A 19,788-nucleotide genomic window follows, 5' to 3' on the forward strand; every position below is an offset into this window, starting at 1 on the left:
GCTGGCGGTCTTTAAAAAGCTTCACGGCGCAGCTTTACTGAGATTTTTGCTGCTTTTGCTGCTCATTGGTGGCGGCGCGCGCGGCCTTTTTCTTGCCGGACGACGTCCATACAACGATAAAGACGAGCAGGAAGAGCGCGAGGAGCGATTCCAGCGCGAAGATGAGCATTGGGTATTCGTCGAACAGATCAGACATGGCGGTTTCCATCAAGAACGAACATTGTATGCGTTTTGTCCGCACGGCCGGAGCATGGCTCGGGGCGCTTTCGGTTGCGGTGATGCTGGCTTCCTGCGGTGGCGGCAGCGCGGTCCGGCCTTCGGTTTCGCCGCCCACGGGTGCCGCGATCATACCCGGGCAGATCGCAGCGACGCGACTCACTGCGGTAGCGTGGCAGCAGGTGCCGGGCTGGCAGGACGATTCGCTGATCGGCGCAACGGCTGCGTTGCGGCAAAACTGCGTGAGGCTTGCGCGTCAACCGAATTGGGCTCGCGCATGCGCGGCGGCCTCGCAGATCGATGATCTGGACGTCACCAGTGCGCGGGCGTTTTTTGAGGCGTATTTCACACCGTTCCAGTTAGCCAATAACGACGGCACGCTCGATGGTCTCGTCACCGGCTACTACGAACCGTTGCTGCGCGGCTCGCGCACGCGGCATGGCGTGTATCAGACGGCGCTGTACCGCTGGCCATCCGGTTATCGCGCGGGCGCTCAGTTGCCGACGCGCGCGCAACTCGAGCGTGCGGGCGTGCTCAACGGCAATGAACTCGTGTGGGTAGACGATCCGATCGAAGCCTTCTTCCTGCAGGTGCAGGGCTCCGGGCGCGTCGTGATGGAAGACGGCAGCGTGATGCGGGTTGGCTTTGGCGGCACGAACAATCAGCCGTACAAGTCGATTGGGCGATGGTTGCTCGATCGCGGCGAACTGACGCCGGCGCAGGCAACCATGCAGGGCATCAAGGCATGGGCACGTGCGAACCCCACGCGGGTCGACGCGCTGCTCGATATCAATCCGCGCTTCGTGTTCTTCCGCGAGATGCCCTCCGGCGAGAGTGCGCCGAGCGGCGGGGCGGATGGTCCGATCGGTGCACTGGGTGTGCCGTTGACGCCGGAGCGATCGATCGCGGTGGATCCGACTTCGATTCCTCTGGGTACGCCGGTGTTCCTGCAGACCACGCGTCCGTTGACGAACTCGCCGATGAATCGTCTCGTCTTCGCGCAGGATACGGGTTCCGCGATCAAGGGCGGTGTACGTGCGGACTATTTCTGGGGTCTCGGCGACGATGCAGGTGATCTGGCCGGCAAGATGAAGCAGGGCGGTCGGATGTGGTTGTTGCTGCCGAATTCGTGAGGGTTGGCGGGGCTGCGGCGGGTTTCCTGGTTCCTGGCTGAAACCCGCGCGTGGCTAATTTGCCTGGCAGGTGGCATTTGTCAGCGGCACAGCTTGCAAATACGGACCCTCCCGCTGGGGTTGGCTCTCTCAGCCTTCGCTTGGCCGCGACACGCTGTGCTTTGCCCGGCGCACGGATAATCCCCCTTCACGGCAAGCACATTTGATGGCGGCGTTGATGCCGATCAACTCCGCCATCAAGCATCAATTTTCGGCATTTGGGCGCATGGCTTAAAGCCCCGATTTCCGCTTGTCCACTACCCGCCGCGCTTTGCCGACCGAACGCTCGATTCCGTTTACACCCAGCACATTCACAACGGCGCTCACACCGATCAGCGCCTTGATGTCATAGGTCAACGCCTGCTTCGCCGTGCTCAGTGCGGCAGTATCCGGCGCCGACTCCGGGCAGGGCTCGACGTTCAACGTCAGTACGTCGAGCGGCCCTTCCTTGGTTAGCACGATCTGATAGTGAGGCGCCAGGGCGTGCTGCTTGAGCAGCAATTCTTCGATCTGCGTCGGGAACACGTTGACGCCGCGCACGATCATCATGTCGTCCGAACGGCCCGTGATCTTTTCCATCCGGCGCATGGTGCGCGCGCTGCCCGGCAAGAGGCGCGTCAGATCGCGCGTCCGGTAACGGACGATCGGCAGCGCTTCCTTGGTCAACGACGTGAAGACCAGTTCGCCGAGCGCCCCGTCCGGGAGCACTTCTCCGGTTTCAGGATCGATGATCTCCGGATAGAAATGATCTTCCCAGATGGTCGGACCGTCCTTGGTCTCCACGCATTCCGACGCGACGCCAGGTCCCATCACTTCGGATAGGCCGTAAATATCGACTGCGTCGATGCCCATGCGCTTTTCGATTGCCTGACGCATGTCATTGGTCCATGGTTCCGCGCCGAAGATACCAAGGCGCAGCGAGCAAGTCGCCGGATCGACGCCTTGGCGTTCGAGTTCGTCGGCGATCGACAACATATAGCTCGGCGTCACCATGATGATGTCCGGCCGGAAGTCCTGAATCAGTTGCACCTGCTTTTCAGTCTGGCCGCCGCCAAACGGAATCACCGTCAGCCCCGCGCGCTCGGCGCCGTAGTGTGCGCCCAGGCCGCCAGTGAACAGGCCGTAGCCGTAGCTCACGTGAACCTTATCGCCGCGCTTCGCGCCTGCGGCGCGGATTGAACGTGCGACGAGATTCGCCCACGTATCGATATCGCGTGCCGTGTAGCCGACAACCGTCGGCTTACCCGTCGTCCCAGACGACGCGTGGATTCGCGAGATCTGTTCCTGCGGCACCGCGAACATGCCGAACGGGTAGCTGTCGCGCAGATCCTTCTTGGTGGTGAAGGGGAAGCGTGCCAGGTCCGAGAGGGTCTTCACTTCGCTTGGGTGGACGCCGGCTTCATCGAATTTGCGCCGATAGACCGGCGAATTTTCATAAGCGTGGTTCAGCGACCATTTGAGCCGTTCGAGTTGGAGCGCGGCAAGTTCGTCGCGGCTGGCTGTCTCGATGGGATCGAGCGGGAGGGCGGTGGTCATCGAATGTCTCCTTGCTGCCTCAATGCTTGGGTCTGGTGTGTGGCGCGCTTGCGCGCAAAAACCGCGGACTTGCTGCTGTCTATGTAGGTGCTGCCAATGTGTCGCGAACGCGCCGCGACTCCGCTGTTCAATCGCTCGCAGGAATCAGGTTGCCTTTGATCTGCGCAGATTTGCCGCGAAACATTGCCACGGTCTCCTCAGCGCGATTGGTGACGCGAATATCGTAAATGCCGGTGCGGCCGCTCAGCGTTTGCTCGACTGCTTCGGCCGTCAGCACGTCGCCGCCTTGCACGGGCCGCAGGAACTCAATCGAGCAGCCAGCTGCGACGGTGTTGATGTTGTACGTGTTGCACGCGAAAGCGAACGTCGAATCAGCGAGCGTGAAAATCAGGCCGCCGTGGCAGATCTGATGGCCGTTCAGGAAGTCGGGGCGTACGGCCATGCGCAGGCGCGCGTACCCTGGGCGCACTTCTACGATTTCGAGTCCGAGCGCCCGGCTGCACGCGTCGTTTTCGTACATGGCGGCTGCGGTTGCGCGAGCGAGTTCTTCGGGTGTCATCTGGGCGGGGTGGTTCGGTTGTGCGGACATATCAGCGACCCTCGAAGCGCGGCGCGCGTTTTTCCACGAATGCTTGCACGCCTTCCGCGTAATCGTGGGACGCACCAAGTTCACGTTGCAGATCGCGTTCGAGGTCGAGTTGCTGATCCAGGGGCTGCGTCGTGCCCGCGCGCATTGCCTGCTTGATCGCTGCGATGGCGCGCGTGGGTTGCTGCGCCAGGCGTGCCGCGAGTTTGCTTGCTGTGGCGGCTAGCTCGGCGTCATCAACTGTTTGCCAGATCAGCCCCCAGCTTTCGGCTTTCTCCGCACTGAGTTTGTCGCCGGTGATAGCAAGACCCAAGGCGCGCGCCATGCCGACGCGTTGTGGCAGGAACCAGGTACCCCCTGAGTCCGGTACAAGACCGATCTTCACGAATGCCTGGATGAAGCTGGCTGAACGAGCAGCAAGCACGAGATCGCAAGCCAGCGCGAGATTGGCGCCAGCGCCGGCGGCCGTGCCGTTGACCGCAGCAATCACGGGCAATCGCAGCCCTTGCAGGCGGCGAATCAGCGGATTGAAATGCGCGTCGATCAGTTCGCCCAGATCGGTCATCGCGCCCGGCGTGAAGTCGAGATCCGCGAGATCTTGTCCCGCGCAGAAGCCGCGGCCCGCGCCCGTCAGTACGAGTGCACGGGCGCCAGAGGCTTCGACCTGGTCGAGTGCGGTGCTCAATTCCAGGTGCATTGCACGCGTAAAGCTATTGAGCTTGTCCGGGCGGTTCAGCGTGATGGTCGCTACATGGTTCGATGCGTCCAGGTCGACGCGAATCGCTTCATATGACATTGGGTGTCTCCTCAAGGTCTCTTTGACCGGTGGGGCAGTTGGTGAGACGGCGTTGGTGTCAGAGCCGTTCGATCACCAATGCGATACCTTGACCCACGCCGATACACATCGTGCAAAGCGCAAAGCGGCCATTGATCCGCTCCAGCTGATAAAGCGCAGTGGTGATCAAGCGTGCGCCCGATGCGCCGAGCGGGTGGCCGAGCGCAATTGCTCCGCCATTCGGATTGACGCGCGGATCGTCGTCGCGCAGACCGAGCGTGCGCAAGACCGCCAGCCCCTGCGATGCGAAGGCTTCGTTCAACTCGATCACGTCGAGCTGGTCGAGTGTCATGTTCAGTTGCGTCAACAGCTTTTGCGTGGCCGGCGCCGGGCCGATACCCATAATGCGCGGTTCCACGCCCGCCGTTGCCATGCCCACCACGCGCGCGCGGGGACGCAAACCGTATTGATCGGCAGCTTCCTTGTTCGCGAGCAGCAGTGCGCACGCACCGTCGTTCACGCCCGATGCATTGCCGGCGGTCACGCTGCCGTCGGGGCGGACCACGCCCTTGAGCTTGCCCAGGCTTTCGAGCGACGTTTCGCGTGGATGCTCATCGAGCGTCACGCGTACGGGGTCGCCTTTCTTTTGCGCAATTTCAACGCCGACGATTTCCTGGGCCAAAGTGCCGTCGCGCTGTGCGCGGGCTGCCTTTTGCTGGCTCGAGAGTGCAAACGCGTCCTGATCCGCACGGCTTATGCCGAACTCCACGGCGACGTTTTCCGCGGTCTCCGGCATCGAATCGACGCCATATTGGCGCTTCATTAGCGGATTGATGAAGCGCCAGCCGATAGTCGTGTCGTAAATGTCGGCCTGCCGCGAGAACGCACTGGTGGCCTTGCCCATCACGAACGGCGCGCGCGTCATGCTTTCGACCCCGCCGGCGATCATCAACCGCGCTTCGCCAGCCTTGATGGCGCGAGCAGCGGTGCCGACGGCGTCCATGCCCGAGCCGCACAGGCGGTTGATGGTTGCGCCGGGGGCATCTTTGGGCAAGCCGGCCAGCAACGCCGCCATGCGGGCGACGTTGCGGTTGTCATCACCGGCCTGATTGGCGCAGCCGTAAATCACGTCGTCAATTGCCCGCCAGTCGACGCCGGGATTGCGCTCGATCAGCGCCTTGATCGGCACCGCACCGAGGTCATCCGCGCGGACATCTTTCAGGGCACCGCCGTAACGGCCGATTGGGGTGCGAATCGCATCGCAAATGAAGGCGTCGTTCATGTGAGTTCCTACTGGGACGGATCGGCGGGACATGCCGATCCGATGTCTCATGTTAGTTGGGGCGCACGGCTCGGTCTATTCGGCCAAACGGCATAGGACGAAAGCCGTGCTTTTGTCTTATGCCATTCAGCCAGCTACCGCTGGTGCCGCTTTCGGTTCAACATGAATGCGACTTTGAACGACGCGGAAGCGGTTCGCGACAAAGGCTGCGTCGGCCAGTGCGGCATTTGCCGCCGGGTTTGCGCCCGTGCCATGGAAGTCGGAGAAGGCCGCAGACTGATTGACGAAAACGCCGCCCGTCAAATTGATCGAGAGTGCTACGCCACCGCGGATCGATGCTTCGTGCGCATCTTCGAGCACGGCTTCATCCGTGCTGTAGACCGACAGCGTCAGCGCGCCGTGCTCGGCGGCGATTGCGCCGGCAAGGTCGAGCGACTGCGCTGTCGAGTCCGTCGCGATCACGAACGAGATCGGGCCGAACCATTCTTTGGTGAACTGTGCGTGATCGGTGGCGGCATCCAGTTGGAGCACGAGCGGTGTGCGCACGCGGGCACCGGCAAACGCTGGATGTTCGAGCGATTGGCTTTCTACTAGAACGTGCCCAAGCTTGGCAGCTTCGTCGATGCGTTGGGTTACGCCTTCGTTCTGGATCGCGCCGAGCAGCTCGACGGCGCGCGCTGGGTCCGCAACCAGTTTTTGCACCGTGCCGGCGATAGCTTGGGCGACTTCGTCGAAGCCGAGTTTGCCTTCAGCGGTGCGGATGCCGTCGCGCGGTACGTAGATGTTTTGCGGGGCGGTGCACATCTGGCCTGAGTACAGCGCAAGTGAGAAGGCGATATTGCGAGCGGCGGCTTTGATGTCGTCCACTGAGTCGATCACGATCTGGTTGACGCCGGCTTTTTCGGTGTAGACCTGAGCCTGATGCGCATTGCGCTCGAGCCACGCGCCGTTTTGCGTGCTCCCCGTGAAGTCGATGAGCTTGATTTCAGGGCGCAGTGCCAGGTCCTGGACGAGCGCGCCGTCGTTCGGTTCCGTGGCCAGCAACGTGACGACGTTCGGATCGAAACCGGCCTCGCGCAGCACATCACGTGCGAGGCGGACAGTCAGTGCGAGCGGCAGAATTGCGCCCGGATGCGGTTTGACGATGACCGTGTTGCCCGTGGCCAGATCGGCGAAGAGGCCTGGGTAACCATTCCATGTCGGGAAGGTGCAGCAGCCGAGCACAAGACCGGTGCCGCGCGGCACGACGGTGTAGCGCTTGTGCATGGCGAGCGGCGGATTTTTGCCTTGCGGCTTTTCCCAGTGGGCGTTAGCAGGGATGTGGCGTAATTGGTCCCAGGCGTATACGACCGCTTCGAGCGCACGGTCTTGTGCATGCGGGCCGCCGGCCTGGAAGGCCATCATGAATGCCTGACCGGTTGTGTGCATCACGCTGTAGCCGATTTCGAAGCTGGCGCGATTAACGCGCGCGAGGATTTCGAGGCATACGCCGATCCATGCCTGGGGGCCGGCCGCGCGCCAATCGCGCTGCGCGACGGCGGCTGCGGAGATCAACGCGTCAGGATCGGCTTTCGGATAGCGCACGCCGAGCGGGAACCCGAACGGCGAGACTTCGGCGCCGACGGTTTCTCCGGTCGACGGTTGGTCCAATTCGAACGTCTTGTGCAGATGTGCCTTGAATGCGGCTTCGCCGTCTGCGCTAGCTGTTTCCCCGTACACTTTCGGACTGGGCATCTCGACGAACGGACTCCAGTAGCCGCGCGTTTCAATCGCGGTGAGTGCCTTTTGCAGCGTGTCTTCGTGCTTGGTGAATAGCGGATGTGTCATGGCAGAGGGGCTTTGCTATGCGTTGGGGAAAGCCTGTCGAATAATTGACCGACCGGTTGGTTGGTGAATGGTAGCATTATTAAGACGGCCGCGCGAAGCGTTTTCGCGTGCCATTAACCATTAGGAGGCGGCATGGTTTACGAGAACATCCTGGTTGAGACGCGGGGAAGGGTCGGTTTGGTCACGTTGAACCGCCCGAAGGCGCTGAACGCGCTGAACGACGCGTTGATGGACGAACTGGGCGCTGCGCTGCGCGAGTTCGATGCCGACGAGGCGATTGGTGCGATCGTGATCACAGGCAGTGAGAAAGCGTTCGCCGCCGGAGCCGACATCGGCATGATGGCGACCTATACCTATATGGACGTCTACAAAGGCGACTACATCACCCGCAACTGGGAAACGGTGCGCTCCATTCGTAAGCCGATCATTGCCGCAGTGGCGGGCTTCGCGCTCGGCGGCGGTTGCGAGTTGGCGATGATGTGCGACATTATTTTCGCCGCCGACACGGCGAAGTTCGGCCAGCCGGAAATCAAGCTCGGCATCATGCCGGGAGCAGGCGGCACGCAGCGACTGCCGCGCGCCGTCTCAAAGGCGAAGGCGATGGATCTTTGCCTGACCGCCCGCTTCATGGACGCCGCGGAGGCCGAGCGCGCAGGATTGGTCTCGCGGGTGATTCCCGCGGCTTCCCTGCTTGACGAGGCTATGGCCGCGGCCGCAACCATTGCAGAATTCCCGTTGCCGGCGGTGATGATGGTCAAGGAATCGGTTAACCGTGCGTACGAAACGACACTCGCTGAAGGCGTGCATTTCGAGCGCCGCCTCTTCCATTCGCTCTTCGCTACGGAAGATCAGAAGGAGGGGATGGCTGCGTTCGTTGAGAAGCGCAAACCGGTTTTCAAGCATCGGTAATACGCTTGTCAAAATAACGCTTGCAAGGCGTGGTTGGGCTCGCTAGAATCTCGCTCTTTCGTGTTCCGGACGCCGGGGCACGGGAGGCGGGAGAGCCAGCAGTGGCAAGGCTTTGCGCGAAGTGAGCGGGTTGAGAAAGTTGGAAAAACCTGTTGACGGCGTAGCGAAAGTTCTTCATAATCTCGTTTCTCTGCTGCAGATGCAGCGACGCAGAACGAAGCGGTGCCGGGCGGTTGTGAGGTTGACGACACGCGGTGCGGTTTTTGGTAGTGAATGCGAAATCGATCTTTAAAAATTAACAGCCGATAAGTGTGGGCGCTTGATGCGCGACGCGGCGGTGGGTCCTTCGGGGCCTGCTGCAAAAGCGAAAGTATCAAGTCTCACACTAGTATTAAAGGAAGGTTTTCCTGCTGGGGTGGAAACACGGCGGCAGGATGATCATTCGTCAGTACGTTGAGTGAGCGACCGGGTTCGAAAGAGCCCGAAAAACAGTAACAGGTTTGAACTGAAGAGTTTGATCCTGGCTCAGATTGAACGCTGGCGGCATGCCTTACACATGCAAGTCGAACGGCAGCACGGGGGTAACCCTGGTGGCGAGTGGCGAACGGGTGAGTAATACATCGGAACGTGTCCTGTAGTGGGGGATAGCCCGGCGAAAGCCGGATTAATACCGCATACGCTCTACGGAGGAAAGGGGGGGATCTTAGGACCTCTCGCTACAGGGGCGGCCGATGGCAGATTAGCTAGTTGGTGGGGTAAAGGCCTACCAAGGCGACGATCTGTAGCTGGTCTGAGAGGACGACCAGCCACACTGGGACTGAGACACGGCCCAGACTCCTACGGGAGGCAGCAGTGGGGAATTTTGGACAATGGGGGCAACCCTGATCCAGCAATGCCGCGTGTGTGAAGAAGGCCTTCGGGTTGTAAAGCACTTTTGTCCGGAAAGAAAACTTCTGCCCTAATACGGCGGGAGGATGACGGTACCGGAAGAATAAGCACCGGCTAACTACGTGCCAGCAGCCGCGGTAATACGTAGGGTGCAAGCGTTAATCGGAATTACTGGGCGTAAAGCGTGCGCAGGCGGTCCGCTAAGACAGATGTGAAATCCCCGGGCTTAACCTGGGAACTGCATTTGTGACTGGCGGGCTAGAGTATGGCAGAGGGGGGTAGAATTCCACGTGTAGCAGTGAAATGCGTAGAGATGTGGAGGAATACCGATGGCGAAGGCAGCCCCCTGGGCCAATACTGACGCTCATGCACGAAAGCGTGGGGAGCAAACAGGATTAGATACCCTGGTAGTCCACGCCCTAAACGATGTCAACTAGTTGTCGGGTCTTCATTGACTTGGTAACGAAGCTAACGCGTGAAGTTGACCGCCTGGGGAGTACGGTCGCAAGATTAAAACTCAAAGGAATTGACGGGGACCCGCACAAGCGGTGGATGATGTGGATTAATTCGATGCAACGCGAAAAACCTTACCTACCCTTGACATGTATGGAACCTGGCTGAAAGGTCGGGGTGCCCGAAAGGGAGCCATAACACAGGTGCTGCATGGCTGTCGTCAGCTCGTGTCGTGAGATGTTGGGTTAAGTCCCGCAACGAGCGCAACCCTTGTCCCTAGTTGCTACGCAAGAGCACTCTAGGGAGACTGCCGGTGACAAACCGGAGGAAGGTGGGGATGACGTCAAGTCCTCATGGCCCTTATGGGTAGGGCTTCACACGTCATACAATGGTCGGAACAGAGGGTCGCCAACCCGCGAGGGGGAGCCAATCCCAGAAAACCGATCGTAGTCCGGATCGCACTCTGCAACTCGAGTGCGTGAAGCTGGAATCGCTAGTAATCGCGGATCAGCATGCCGCGGTGAATACGTTCCCGGGTCTTGTACACACCGCCCGTCACACCATGGGAGTGGGTTTTACCAGAAGTGGCTAGTCTAACCGCAAGGAGGACGGTCACCACGGTAGGATTCATGACTGGGGTGAAGTCGTAACAAGGTAGCCGTATCGGAAGGTGCGGCTGGATCACCTCCTTTCTCGAGCTAGACGTGTCAAAGCGTTGAGCGCTCACGCTTATCGGCTGTGAAATCAGGACAGATACGCAGACAGACTCAGGGGTCTGTAGCTCAGTTGGTTAGAGCACCGTCTTGATAAGGCGGGGGTCGATGGTTCGAATCCATCCAGACCCACCACTGTTTCTGCGGTGGCTGCAGCTAACCGGTGAGGACCCCGGGGCGAACAGGTTGCGTGATCTGTATGACTGGGGGATTAGCTCAGCTGGGAGAGCACCTGCTTTGCAAGCAGGGGGTCGTCGGTTCGATCCCGTCATCCTCCACCAATCTTCAATGCCTAGCGTTCGGTATTTACCGAGCTTTATGCATTGGCGATTGAGCCAGTCAGAGTGATATGAAGCAGAGCTTTATATCGGCTGTCGTTCTTTAACAATCAGGAAGAAGTAGTAAAGAGATTCACGAAAGCGTGTCTAGAGATGGGCATGTGAGTAGGTGAATCAGGGTTGTGATTGTATCAATGTATGAAAAGGGAAATCGAAAGATTGCTCTTGGAATACGGCGCAACACGAATACTCAACCTGTAGCGACTGTGACGAAACACTTCATCCCCCGTGGATGCAGTGCGAGACACACCCGTTATAGGGTCAAGCGAACAAGTGCATGTGGTGGATGCCTTGGCGATCACAGGCGATGAAGGACGCGGTAGCCTGCGAAAAGCGGGGGGGAGCTGGCAAACGAGCTTTGATCCCCCGATGTCCGAATGGGGAAACCCACCTCTATTGAGGTATCCATGGCTGAATACATAGGCCATGAGAAGCGAACGCGGTGAACTGAAACATCTAAGTAACCGCAGGAAAAGAAATCAACCGAGATTCCCAGAGTAGTGGCGAGCGAAATGGGACCAGCCTGTACTCTTTATCTTCATTGTTAGTCGAAGGCTCTGGAAAGTGCCGCCATAGCAGGTGATAGCCCTGTAGACGAAAACAGCGAGGAAGAACTGGGTGTACGACAAGTAGGGCGGGACACGTGAAATCCTGTCTGAAGATGGGGGGACCATCCTCCAAGGCTAAATACTCGTGATCGACCGATAGTGAACCAGTACCGTGAGGGAAAGGCGAAAAGAACCCCGGGAGGGGAGTGAAATAGATCCTGAAACCGCATGCATACAAACAGTAGGAGCCTCCTTGTGGGGTGACTGCGTACCTTTTGTATAATGGGTCAGCGACTTACATTCAGTGGCAAGCTTAACCGATTAGGGAAGGCGTAGCGAAAGCGAGTCCGAACAGGGCGTTCAGTCGCTGGGTGTAGACCCGAAACCAGGTGATCTATCCATGGCCAGGATGAAGGTGCGGTAACACGTACTGGAGGTCCGAACCCACTAACGTTGAAAAGTTAGGGGATGAGCTGTGGATAGGGGTGAAAGGCTAAACAAACCTGGAAATAGCTGGTTCTCTCCGAAAACTATTTAGGTAGTGCCTCGTGTATCACCTTCGGGGGTAGAGCACTGTCATGGTTGTGGGGTCCATTGCGGATTACTACGCCATAGCAAACTCCGAATACCGAAGAGTGCAATCACGGGAGACAGACATCGGGTGCTAACGTCCGGTGTCAAGAGGGAAACAACCCAGACCGCCAGCTAAGGTCCCCAAATATTGCTAAGTGGGAAACGAAGTGGGAAGGCTAAAACAGTCAGGAGGTTGGCTTAGAAGCAGCCATCCTTTAAAGAAAGCGTAATAGCTCACTGATCGAGTCGTCCTGCGCGGAAGATGTAACGGGGCTAAGCAATATACCGAAGCTGCGGATGCACATTTATGTGCATGGTAGGAGAGCGTTCCGTAAGCCTGCGAAGGTGCATTGAAAAGTGCGCTGGAGGTATCGGAAGTGCGAATGCTGACATGAGTAGCGATAAAGGGGGTGAAAGGCCCCCTCGCCGTAAGCCCAAGGTTTCCTACGCAACGTTCATCGGCGTAGGGTGAGTCGGCCCCTAAGGCGAGGCAGAAATGCGTAGCTGATGGGAAGCAGGTTAATATTCCTGCACCATTGTTAAATGCGATGGGGGGACGGATCGCGGAAGGTTGTCCGGGTGTTGGAAGTCCCGGTTCCTGTGTTGGAGAAGGCGCTCAGGCAAATCCGGGCGCGCAATTCAAGGGCATGGGACGAGCCGCTTAGGCGGTGAAGCAACTGGAAGTGGTTCCAAGAAAAGCCTCTAAGCTTCAGTTTAACAAGACCGTACCGCAAACCGACACAGGTGGGCGAGATGAGTATTCTAAGGCGCTTGAGAGAACTCGGGAGAAGGAACTCGGCAAATTGGTACCGTAACTTCGGGATAAGGTACGCCCCTGTAGCTTGATGCGCCTGCGCGCAAAGGGTGAAGGGGTTGCAATAAACTGGTGGCTGCGACTGTTTAATAAAAACACAGCACTCTGCAAACACGAAAGTGGACGTATAGGGTGTGACGCCTGCCCGGTGCCGGAAGATTAAATGATGGGGTGCAAGCTCTTGATTGAAGTCCCGGTAAACGGCGGCCGTAACTATAACGGTCCTAAGGTAGCGAAATTCCTTGTCGGGTAAGTTCCGACCTGCACGAATGGCGTAACGATGGCCACACTGTCTCCTCCCGAGACTCAGCGAAGTTGAAGTGTTTGTGATGATGCAATCTCCCCGCGGCTAGACGGAAAGACCCCATGAACCTTTACTGTAGCTTTGCATTGGACTTTGAACCGATCTGTGTAGGATAGGTGGGAGGCTATGAAGCGTGGACGCCAGTCTGCGTGGAGCCGTCCTTGAAATACCACCCTGGTTTGTTTGAGGTTCTAACCTTGGCCCGTGATCCGGGTCGGGGACAGTGCATGGTAGGCAGTTTGACTGGGGCGGTCTCCTCCCAAAGTGTAACGGAGGAGTACGAAGGTACGCTAGGTACGGTCGGAAATCGTGCTGATAGTGCAATGGCATAAGCGTGCTTAACTGCGAGACCGACAAGTCGAGCAGGTGCGAAAGCAGGTCATAGTGATCCGGTGGTTCTGTATGGAAGGGCCATCGCTCAACGGATAAAAGGTACTCTGGGGATAACAGGCTGATACCGCCCAAGAGTTCATATCGACGGCGGTGTTTGGCACCTCGATGTCGGCTCATCTCATCCTGGGGCTGTAGCCGGTCCCAAGGGTATGGCTGTTCGCCATTTAAAGAGGTACGTGAGCTGGGTTTAAAACGTCGTGAGACAGTTTGGTCCCTATCTGCCGTGGGCGCTGGATATTTGAAGGGGGCTGCTCCTAGTACGAGAGGACCGGAGTGGACGAACCTCTGGTGTACCGGTTGTCACGCCAGTGGCATCGCCGGGTAGCTATGTTCGGAAGAGATAACCGCTGAAAGCATCTAAGCGGGAAACTCGCCTTAAGATGAGATATCCCCGGGGCTTCGAGCCCCTTGAAGGGTCGTTCAAGACCAGGACGTTGATAGGTCAGGTGTGGAAGCGCAGTAATGCGTTAAGCTAACTGATACTAATTGCCCGTAAGGCTTGATCCTATAACAGGTGTGTTTTGCGTGATGAGTTAGCACTTCAGTGCTTACTCAGGACCACCCCCGAAGGGGGCAGGGACACGCGACGCACGGTTGAGATCAGTGTTGTGCCAGAAACAACACAACTCCCGCTGGTGAGCATCACCAGAAACTACTTCTTCCAGATTGGCTGTATTGCTCCCCGAGCAGTACGGCAACAAGTCATGCCTGATGACCATAGCGAGTCGGTCCCACCCCTTCCCATCCCGAACAGGACCGTGAAACGACTCCACGCCGATGATAGTGCGGATTCCCGTGTGAAAGTAGGTAATCGTCAGGCTCCCCTGCAGTAACAGAAACCCCACCCCTCAACGGTGGGGTTTCTGCGTTTACCGCAGCAAAAACGGCGCTCACTCTCTCCCGATCCGCAACGCGTTCGCGTAACCCGTCAGTTCCAGATAAGCGCGCCTGACCTCAATAGCGCGTCACACATAGACAGACACGCGTGACGGTGCGACGGCATACAAGCCGTCGACCAGATCCACCCAACCACTTTATTTCTCTTGTGCCAGGAATCGTTGCGCCAGCCGCACCCAATACGTTGAGCCGATCGGCAATAGCTCGTCGTTGAAGTCATAGCTCGCGTTATGTAGCATGCAAGGCCCGGCACCATGTCCTGAGTCCCGGTGCCCACCGTCGCCATTGCCGAGAAATGCGTAACAGCCCGGCTTGGCCAGCAACATGAACGAAAAATCCTCGGCGCCCATTGTCGGCTCGACCGCGTCGTCGACATTTTCCGCGCCAACAATCTCCTTCATGACCGTCGCAGCAAAGCGCGCCTCGTCGCTACTGTTGAGGGTCGGCGGATAGTTGCGGTGGAAGTGGATATTCACCGAGCAATCGTAAGCCTCTGCCGTACTTGCGGCGATCTTGCGCATGCGTGCTTCGATCAGATCAAGCGTTTCGGTGGTAAAAGTCCGTACGGTGCCTGCGATCCACGCATCGTCAGGGACGACATTGAGGGCGTCGCCAGCGTGGATCTGGGTGATGGACAGTACTGCGGTATCGAGCGGTTTCTTGTTTCGCGTGATGATGCTCTGCAACCCGTTCGCGATCTGCACCGCCGTAAACACGGGGTCGCGGCCATTGTGCGGCAGTGCCGCGTGCGAACCCACACCTTTGATTTCAATGCGAAATTCGTTGCTGGACGCCATGATCGGGCCTTCGGTCACACCGAAGTGACCCGCCGGCATGCCCGGCCAGTTGTGAACTCCGAAAACCGCATCGACCGGAAATTTCGTGAACAGGCCATCGTCGATCATTGCCTGTGCGCCGGCACCGCCTTCTTCTGCTGGTTGAAAGATGAACACGATCGTGCCATCAAATTCGCCGTGCTTGACCAGATGTCGCGCCGCGCCGAGCAACATCGCGGTATGTCCATCATGGCCGCACGCGTGCATTTTGCCGTCGTTGTGAGAGCGGTGGTCGAAGCTGTTTAGCTCCTGAATCGGCAGCGCATCCATGTCGGCGCGCAGTCCGATCGAGCGCGATCCATTGCCGCGTTTCAGTATGCCGACTACGCCTGTTTTGCCCAATCCGCGATGAGTTTCGATGCCCCAGGACTCAAGTGTCCTGGCAACAAGGTCCGCTGTGGCTGTCTCTTCGTAACGCAGTTCGGGGTGTGCATGAATCGCTCGGCGGAGGGTTTGAATTTCGCCGTGGGCGGCCTGGATTTCTGGGATCAGTTTCATGATGGTGCGCTTGTGCTTTGCTTTGCGTGGGATCGCTCGGGGCCATATCGCCCGGGCACGTCGATAACCGATTCTACGCCGAAGGCGTTTTTGACGGCACCATGTAGGTCAACGAGCAATGGACGTAATAAAATCCGGGATCGCCTCACCGCTTGCCGCTCTCCTGGACGGATCGCCAATGAATGCTCCGACTGAATTCACCCGCGCGGTGTGCCCGCACGATTGCCCTGATACCTGCGCGATGCGCGTGACCGTTGAAAACGGACGGGCGATCAAGGTCGTTGGAGATCCCGACCATCCTCCGACTCAAGGTGCGCTATGTACCAAAGTTAGTCGTTATGCCGAGCGGGTGCATCATCCGCATCGATTGACGACACCGATGAAACGCGTCGGCCCCAAAGGCGAAGGCCGTTTTGAGCCGATCAGTTGGGATGAAGCGTACGAGTTAGCTGCAGCACGCCTGTCGAAGATCGCGAACCGAACGCCAGAAGCCATCATGCCGTACAGCTACGCGGGCACAATGGGCTTGGTTCAGGGCGATAGTATTGCGCAGCGTTTTTTTCACAAACTCGGCGCATCGCAGTTAGACCGCACGATTTGTGCTGCCGCTGGTGCGGCGGGGCTGAAATACACCTACGGCGCCAGTCTTGGCATGCTCACTGAGTTTTTCGCCGAGAGCGAGGTTATTCTGATCTGGGGCTCGAATCCCATCGTGTCGAATCTGCACTTCTGGACACGCGCCCAGGAAGCCAAGCGTCGCGGTGCACGGTTGATCGCCATCGATCCGTACCGATCACTGACGGCGGAAAAATGCCACCAGCACATTGCTCTGAAACCTGGAACCGACGGTGCTTTAGCGCTCGGCATAATCAACGTGCTGATTACGGAGAATCTGCTCGATCACGCCTACATCGTCGCTCATACGTTGGGCTTCGCTGAACTCGAGGTCCGTGCGCTCAGCTATCCGCCGTCACGTGCCGCGCAAATTTGCGGTGTCGAAGAGCAGGTGATCGTCGATCTCGCACGCCTTTACGGCAGCACGAAAAAGGCCGCGATCCGGATGAACTATGGTCTGCAGCGGGTGCGGGGCGGCGGTAACGCCGTGCGCGCCATTGCCTGTCTGCCGGCGCTGACCGGAGCATGGCGCGAGCGGGCCGGCGGTGTGTTGCTGTCGTCGGGTGGCTGGGCACCGGTAGATTCGCACGCGTTGCAGCGCCCGGACCTGATGCCGGGCTGGCCGGCGAAGCCATCGCGCGTCATTAATATGAACGCAATCGGCGACGCATTGCTGCACCCGGGCGACGCCGTGTTCGGCCCGAAAGTCGAAGCGATCATCGTTTATAACTCGAATCCTGTGGCGGTCGCGCCGGACTCGGAACGGGTCGCCGCAGGTTTTGCACGCGAGGACCTGTTCACGATCGTGCTCGAGCACTTTCAGACCGACACTGCGGACTACGCCGATCTGCTTTTGCCTGCCACGACGCAACTCGAGCACCTCGATGTGCACAAGTCGTACGGACACACGCACGTAATGGTCAACTTGCCGGCGATTGCGCCGGTCGGCGATGCGCGCCCGAACACGGAGATCTTTCGCGGCCTGGCGCGTCATATGGGCTTTCAGGAGCCGGCGCTTTACGACAGCGACGACGCTATCGCACAGTCGGCATTCCGCTGGGACGACACAACGCTGCAAGGCGTCAGCTGGGACTCATTAAAGAAAGCCGGCTGGGCAAAGCTGAACCTGCCTGACGCGCCATTTGCTGAGGGTGGTTTTCGCACACCGTCCGGCAAATGCGAGTTCTTCAGCGAGCGCCTCGCGCAGCAAGGGCTCGATCCGTTGCCGGATTATCTGCCGCCTTACGAATCCGCAGATGGTGCGCCCGAACTTGCCGCCCGTTACCCGCTTGCGATGATCTCGCCGCCGGCCCGCAACTTCCTGAACAGTACCTTCGTCAACGTTGAAAGTTTGCGCTCGACGGAAGGTGAGCCGCACCTGGACATTCACCCGGCCGATGCGCAGCAGCGAAACATTGCTGACGGCATGCAAGTGCGCATATTCAACGATCGCGGCGCGATGCAAGCGCGCGCCCGTGTCACTGACAAGGCACGTCAAGGGCTAGTGGTCGGACTGTCGATCTGGTGGAAAAAACTCGCGCCCGATGGCCGCAACGCCAACCAGGTGACTAGCCAGGCGCTCACCGATCTGGGCGGATCGGCCACGTTCTACGACTGCCTCGTCGAAGTCGAACGCGCCTGAAAATCTGCTCAAAAATCCCGCGCAGTTACGGCCCTCAACGGGTTCGAGGCTGCAGTCTAACCCAGCCGCTTTTCGCGAATAGCAAAGGGTTGCCCATGCTACGATGCGTTTTTAGCACGACCATTCGAAAATAAAGGAGGAGACGCTGCATGGACAAAATCTGGCTGAAATCTTATCCGCCCGGCGTTCCCGCAGAGATCGACCCGACCCGCTATACGTCCGTCGCCGAACTGCTCGAAGAAGCCTTCCGCGACTACCGCGCCAAACCGGCGTTCGTGTGCATGGGCAAGGAGATCAGCTACGGCGAGCTTGACGTGCTTTCGCGCAAACTGGCCGCGTGGTTTCAGTCGAAGGGCCTTGCCCGCGGCGCGCGCATCGCAATCATGATGCCGAACGTGCTGCAATATCCGGTGGCAATTGCGGCGATCTTGCGCGCGGGCTACGTGGTGGTGAATGTGAACCCGCTTTACACTCCGCGGGAGCTCGAGCATCAGCTCAAGGACAGCGGTGCGGAAGCGATCATCCTGCTCGAAAACTTCGCTGTCACGTTGCAGGCGATCGTACGCAATACGGCGATCAAGCACGTCGTTGTCGCCGCAATGGGCGATCTGATGGGCGTGAAAGGCGCGCTGGTGAACTTCGTCGTGCGCCGAGTGAAGAAGATGGTGCCGACGTGGAGTCTGCCGGGTCACGTCAAGTTCAACACCGCAATCGCCGAGGGTGGCCGCCAGAGTTTCAAACCGGTCCAGCAGGGTCCGGACGACGTCGCGTTTCTACAGTACACGGGTGGCACGACAGGCGTGGCCAAGGGCGCGACGCTCCTGCATCGAAACCTGATCGCCAATGTGCTGCAGTCGGAAATCTGGCTCGATCCGGTCCGCGCTAACCGCAAGGACATCGATCAGTTCATCACCGTTGTCGCATTGCCGCTTTATCACGTCTTTGCGCTGACGGTTTGCGGACTTCTGACGATCCGTACCGGCGGCCTCGGCGTGTTGATTCCAAATCCGCGCGACATCCCCGGGATGATCAAGGCGCTGCAAGGCTATCCGATTACGACGATTCCCGCCGTCAACACGCTGTACAACGCGATGCTGAACAGTCCTGATTTCCACAAACTGGATTTTTCGAAGCTGATCGCAGCAAATGGCGGCGGTATGGCGGTGCAGGAAGCTGTCGCCAAGCGCTGGTTCGAACATACGCATACACCGATCATCGAGGGCTACGGTCTGTCGGAGACGTCGCCGTGCGTCACCTGCAATCCGGTCACCGTCACGGAATATAGCGGCACGATCGGTTTGCCGCTGCCGTCGACGGAAATCTCGATTCGCGACGATGATGGCAATGAGGTGCCGCTCGGCCAGCCGGGAGAAATCTGCATTCGTGGCCCGCAGGTGATGGCTGGCTACTGGAATCGTCCGGACGAAACGGCCAAGGTCATGACGCCGGATGGCTTCTTCAAATCGGGCGACGTCGGTTTGATGAACGAAAGCGGCTTCGTCAAGATCGTCGACCGAAAGAAGGACATGATTCTGGTCTCTGGCTTCAACGTCTATCCGAACGAAATCGAGGACGTGGTCGCCAAGCTGCCGGGTGTGTTCGAAGTCGCCGCAGTTGGCGTGCCGGATCAGCATTCGGGCGAAGCAGTAAAGCTGTTCGTCGTAAAGAAAGATCCGGCGCTCACTGATGCGGATATCTTCGCGTACTGCAAACAGCAGTTGACCGGCTACAAGCGGCCGAAGATCGTCGAATTCCGAACGGAGTTGCCCAAGAGCAATGTCGGCAAGATTCTGCGTCGCGAATTGCGCGACGGCCGGGCATAGGCGCATCACGCGCATCAAGCCCATCGTCCGGATCAAAGCCGACTAGACGTAACGCATTGCAGGAAAGAAAGAGAAAGGCCCGGCAGATGAAAGTCTGCCGGGCCTTTCTCTTTGATCCGTCTAGTCGACGTGTGCGTCGCGCGGCCATAA

At 58.8% G+C, this 19,788-nt stretch carries 11 protein-coding genes, 2 tRNA genes and 3 rRNA genes; 9 read left to right on the plus strand and 7 right to left on the minus strand.

The genetic code is table 11. From position 1 onward, the window contains the following. Window positions 1-34 precede the first annotated feature (34 nt). Complete coding sequence (locus tag ACUN0E_RS22285) at window positions 35-196, minus strand: hypothetical protein (protein ID WP_181448382.1); 162 nt, start codon at window positions 194-196, stop codon at window positions 35-37. 28 nt (window positions 197-224) lie between these two features. Here ACUN0E_RS22285 and mltA point away from each other — a divergent pair, with 28 nt between their 5' ends. Then, the gene (gene mltA / locus ACUN0E_RS22290; protein WP_408235863.1) at window positions 225-1,349 is read left to right on the plus strand and encodes a murein transglycosylase A; all 1,125 of its coding nucleotides are present in this window, start codon (window positions 225-227) and stop codon (window positions 1,347-1,349) included. Window positions 1,350-1,619: 270 nt separating this feature from the next. On the opposite strand, the gene paaK is transcribed toward mltA, so the two are convergent. The 5 genes from paaK to paaN all read right to left on the minus strand — a co-directional run bounded on the left by paaK (window position 1,620) and on the right by paaN (window position 7,394). Further along, window positions 1,620-2,924 (minus strand): phenylacetate--CoA ligase PaaK, encoded by a 1,305-nt coding sequence (gene paaK, locus ACUN0E_RS22295; protein WP_445567968.1) that lies wholly within the window; start codon window positions 2,922-2,924, stop codon window positions 1,620-1,622. Between the two features lie 127 nt (window positions 2,925-3,051). Next, on the minus strand, window positions 3,052-3,513 hold the full coding sequence (gene paaI / locus ACUN0E_RS22300; RefSeq protein ID WP_445567969.1) for a hydroxyphenylacetyl-CoA thioesterase PaaI: 462 nt from the start codon (window positions 3,511-3,513) through the stop codon (window positions 3,052-3,054). A 1-nt stretch (window position 3,514) separates the two neighbouring features. Continuing rightward, window positions 3,515-4,306, minus strand: coding sequence for a 2-(1,2-epoxy-1,2-dihydrophenyl)acetyl-CoA isomerase PaaG (paaG, locus tag ACUN0E_RS22305; protein ID WP_445567970.1), 792 nt, complete (start codon window positions 4,304-4,306; stop codon window positions 3,515-3,517). Window positions 4,307-4,364: 58 nt separating this feature from the next. Continuing rightward, a complete protein-coding gene (pcaF, locus tag ACUN0E_RS22310) occupies window positions 4,365-5,567 on the minus strand; it encodes a 3-oxoadipyl-CoA thiolase (protein ID WP_445567971.1) in 1,203 nt (400 codons plus the stop codon). 126 nt (window positions 5,568-5,693) lie between these two features. Further along, on the minus strand, window positions 5,694-7,394 hold the full coding sequence (gene paaN / locus ACUN0E_RS22315) for a phenylacetic acid degradation protein PaaN (RefSeq protein WP_445567972.1): 1,701 nt from the start codon (window positions 7,392-7,394) through the stop codon (window positions 5,694-5,696). 132 nt (window positions 7,395-7,526) lie between these two features. On the opposite strand from paaN, the gene ACUN0E_RS22320 reads away from it, so the two are divergent. The 6 genes from ACUN0E_RS22320 to rrf all read left to right on the plus strand — a co-directional run bounded on the left by ACUN0E_RS22320 (window position 7,527) and on the right by rrf (window position 14,147). Then, window positions 7,527-8,303, plus strand: coding sequence for an enoyl-CoA hydratase (locus ACUN0E_RS22320; RefSeq protein ID WP_445567973.1), 777 nt, complete (start codon window positions 7,527-7,529; stop codon window positions 8,301-8,303). A gap of 502 nt (window positions 8,304-8,805) precedes the next feature. Next, window positions 8,806-10,336 (plus strand): 16S ribosomal RNA (locus ACUN0E_RS22325). A 79-nt stretch (window positions 10,337-10,415) separates the two neighbouring features. Further along, window positions 10,416-10,492: transfer RNA gene (locus ACUN0E_RS22330), tRNA-Ile, on the plus strand. A gap of 70 nt (window positions 10,493-10,562) precedes the next feature. Then, window positions 10,563-10,638: transfer RNA gene (locus ACUN0E_RS22335), tRNA-Ala, on the plus strand. A 316-nt stretch (window positions 10,639-10,954) separates the two neighbouring features. Continuing rightward, a 23S ribosomal RNA gene (locus ACUN0E_RS22340) occupies window positions 10,955-13,834 on the plus strand. A 200-nt stretch (window positions 13,835-14,034) separates the two neighbouring features. Further along, window positions 14,035-14,147, plus strand: a 5S ribosomal RNA gene (rrf, locus tag ACUN0E_RS22345). Together the 16S, 23S and 5S rRNA genes with 2 tRNA genes alongside form the textbook arrangement of a ribosomal RNA operon. A 214-nt stretch (window positions 14,148-14,361) precedes the next feature. On the opposite strand, the gene ACUN0E_RS22350 is transcribed toward rrf, so the two are convergent. Then, window positions 14,362-15,558 (minus strand): M20 aminoacylase family protein, encoded by a 1,197-nt coding sequence (locus tag ACUN0E_RS22350; protein ID WP_445567974.1) that lies wholly within the window; start codon window positions 15,556-15,558, stop codon window positions 14,362-14,364. A gap of 178 nt (window positions 15,559-15,736) precedes the next feature. Here ACUN0E_RS22350 and ACUN0E_RS22355 point away from each other — a divergent pair, with 178 nt between their 5' ends. Together ACUN0E_RS22355 and ACUN0E_RS22360 are read left to right on the plus strand one after the other, a co-directional pair. Next, the gene (locus ACUN0E_RS22355) at window positions 15,737-17,815 is read left to right on the plus strand and encodes a molybdopterin-containing oxidoreductase family protein (protein WP_445567975.1); all 2,079 of its coding nucleotides are present in this window, start codon (window positions 15,737-15,739) and stop codon (window positions 17,813-17,815) included. Window positions 17,816-17,964: 149 nt separating this feature from the next. Further along, window positions 17,965-19,638, plus strand: coding sequence for a long-chain fatty acid--CoA ligase (locus ACUN0E_RS22360; protein ID WP_408511218.1), 1,674 nt, complete (start codon window positions 17,965-17,967; stop codon window positions 19,636-19,638). Window positions 19,639-19,788 lie beyond the last annotated feature (150 nt).

It is taken from the genome of Paraburkholderia sp. D1E, assembly GCF_052682275.1.